This is a genomic window from Sphingobium sp. (assembly GCF_035511395.1).
Taxonomy (GTDB): Bacteria; Pseudomonadota; Alphaproteobacteria; order Sphingomonadales; family Sphingomonadaceae; genus Sphingobium.
On the sequence record NZ_DATKFP010000377.1, the window covers coordinates 1 to 2,924 of the forward strand.

General features: G+C 63.1%; 3 protein-coding genes and 1 pseudogene. All 4 read right to left on the reverse strand.

Annotation, left to right across the window (positions count from 1 at the left end; genetic code table 11):
* The coding region (locus VMR39_RS25675; RefSeq protein WP_325420573.1) for a ParB/RepB/Spo0J family partition protein at window positions 1-633 on the reverse strand (633 nt) is incomplete at its 3' end.
* Between the two features lie 198 nt (window positions 634-831).
* On the reverse strand, window positions 832-1,758 hold the full coding sequence (locus tag VMR39_RS25680; protein ID WP_325420576.1) for a ParA family protein: 927 nt from the start codon (window positions 1,756-1,758) through the stop codon (window positions 832-834).
* A complete protein-coding gene (rsmG, locus tag VMR39_RS25685) occupies window positions 1,733-2,401 on the reverse strand; it encodes a 16S rRNA (guanine(527)-N(7))-methyltransferase RsmG (RefSeq protein ID WP_325420578.1) in 669 nt (222 codons plus the stop codon). Before rsmG ends, VMR39_RS25680 begins: the two co-directional genes overlap by 26 nt.
* Window positions 2,402-2,416: 15 nt before the next feature.
* A pseudogene (locus VMR39_RS25690) lies at window positions 2,417-2,924 on the reverse strand (tRNA uridine-5-carboxymethylaminomethyl(34) synthesis enzyme MnmG); the annotation flags it as partial.

Sequence of the window (2,924 nt, forward strand, 5' to 3'; positions counted from 1 at the left end):
GATCTCGGCGGCGAGCGCCTCCGCATTGTCGACGCCGATCAAGGGACGAGCATGGCCGGCTGTCAGCTTGCCCTGCTCGATCAGCGAGCGGACGCCATCCGGAAGCGAGAGCAGGCGAAGCGTGTTGGCGACATGGCTGCGGCTCTTGCCGATCAGCTTCGAGAGCTGTTCCTGGGTATAGCTGAACTGGGCGGCGAGACGATCGTAGCCGGCCGCTTCCTCGATCGCATTGAGGTCGGCGCGCTGCACATTCTCGATGATTGCGATTTCAAGCGATTCCGCATCCGTCAATTCCTTGACCAGGATCGGCACCTGATGGAGCTGCGCCCGCTGCGCGGCCCGCCAGCGTCTCTCGCCGGCGACTATTTCGAAAGCGTTCTGATCGCCCGCCACCGGCCGGACGACGATCGGTTGAAGGATGCCCTTCTCGCGGATCGAGTTCGACAGATCGGCGAGATCTTCCTCACGGAAAGTATGCCGCGGCTGAAAGGGATTGGGCCGCAGGAATTCGATCGGCACCTCGCGCACGCCGCGCGGTGCCGGCGCGTTGCTGTCGCCCAGCGCGAAGGCCGCATCGTCGCCGATCAGCGCCGCGAGACCGCGTCCAAGCCGGCTCGGACTTTCCTCTGCCATCATCTTGTCCTCTCTCGTCCTTCTGCCGACCGACACACGGTATGGCCGTGAAAGTCTGACCGCGACCAGCCCGTTTCGGCGGGAATTCAGCGATCGCCATCCGGCAGCGCTACCTTGTATGACCGGATATTCAAATCTTACTTTGCATTAACGGGTTTTCTTAAAGCATGACCCGGCAGCATGCGACTCGTAATCGGATCAGGCTGCGGGCCGGCGCAAGGCACGCTCGCGCTGAATGAGTTCGGAGGCGAGCTTCATATAGGCCTTGCTGCCCGCACAGCGATGGTCATAGACCAGTGCCGGCTTGCCATAGGAAGGCGCTTCCGAGATTCGTACATTGCGCGGGATCACCGTGCGATAAACCTTCTCGCCGAGATGCTGGCGCACATCGGACGCCACCTGATCCGAAAGCTTGTTGCGCTGATCATACATGGTCAGCACGACACCCTGGATCTCGAGGCGCGGATTGAGGCTCGACTTGACGCGCTCCACCGTCCGCAATAGCTGGCTCAGGCCTTCCAGGGCGAAGAACTCGCATTGCAGCGGCACGAGCACGGCGTCGGCGGCGGTCATCGCATTGATGGTCAGAAGATTGAGCGAGGGCGGGCAGTCGATCAGCAGATAGGTGTAAGGACGCGCGGTCATTGCCGCTTCCTTTTCGCTGCCATCGCGGGCCTTGCCGGCGCGCGGCATCCGCGCCAGTGCATCGCGCAGGCGGTGCGAGCGCCGCGGCACACTGGCAAGCTCCAGCTCGGCGCCGAGCAGATCCATCGTGGACGGAACAATATCAAGACCGGGGACCTTGGTCGGTACGACCGCGTCCTCGATCAGGGCAGACCCGATCAGAACGTCATAAGCCGATACCTTGCGCTCCGCCCGACCGATGCCAAGCCCCGTGCTGGCATTGCCTTGCGGATCGAGATCGACGATCAGCACCCGCTCGCCCACCGCGGCAAGCGCCGTACCCAGATTAATGGCGGTCGTCGTCTTGCCGACGCCGCCCTTCTGATTGGCGAGAACCAGGATGCGAGGACGCGGCCCCTCCGGCTGCGTCAGGACATTTCCGGCCGGAGCGGCTTGCGCTCCAATGGAGGTAAGGTCAGCGCTCGAGTCCGGTATTCGCATGTCGGAGCCCCCAAAGCTTCAGCACCGTTCCGGATGGATCGGATTGGCTGGCAATGGCTTCACTGTCAAATATCCAATTTTTTGCCGACTCCGTCAATTCGGCAGCGGCCCCTTGACCCTTCAGGAAGAGCCCGATCGTATCTTTTCCCCAGAAAGATGAGGTCCAGTCGAGCAACCGGGGCAAAGGCGCCAATGCCCGGGCGCTGATAATGTCGGGCGAAGCGACCTCGCCCCCCGTCCAGAATTCCTCGATCCGCATCATGTGGACGATGGCGGGCGCGCCGGTCGCCCGGATCACTTCCCGCATGAAAACGGATTTCTTCTGGTCGCTTTCGACGAGATGCATCCGGAATCCGGCCCTGCCCGCCAGCAGGATGGCGACCACGAGGCCGGGAAATCCCGCTCCGCTCCCGATGTCGACCCAGCTCCGCGCGGTCGGCGCGAGCGGAACAAGTTGAGCGCTATCGAGAAAATGCCTGTTCCAGATCTCAGCCAAACTCGACGAAGCGACCAGATTGATCGAGCCCTGCCACTTCCGGAGCAACGCCTCATAGGTCAGCAATCGCGCCATTGTTTCACGTGAAACAGACGTCGCGGCCGAAAAGGACTCCGCATCAATGACTTGCACTAGATGTTGGGTCATGCCGAGCCCTACCCCTCAAGCTGTATGACGAGCCCCTTGCCGCACATACATCAGGAGGGTCGTCAGAGCCGCCGGCGTGACGCCATCCACCCTCGCCGCCTGCCCCAGGGTGGCGGGCCGGGCGGTCCCGAGCTTCAACCGGACTTCGTTGGAGAGACCCGGAATCGCGGCGTAGTCGAGGTCCGACGGGAGCGCCAGCCCCTCATCTTTCCGGAAAGCCCGGATATCGCTCTCCTGCCGGTCGAGATAGCCGGCATATTGCGCGTCGATCTCAAGCTGCTCTCCGACATCGGCGGGCACTGTGCCGAGTTCGGGCCAAATATTGCCGATCTCGGTCAGCCCGATCTCCGGATAGGCCAGAAGGTCCATGGCGCTCCGCGCAACGCCATCCTGATTGATCCGCAGCCCCCGCCGCGCCAGCTCTGTGGGCGACAGGCGAAGCGTCCGGGCCAGCTCCCGCGCCGCTTCCAGCGCGGACAGCTTGGCCGCAAAGGCATCCGCTCGCGCCGTGCCCACCAGCCCT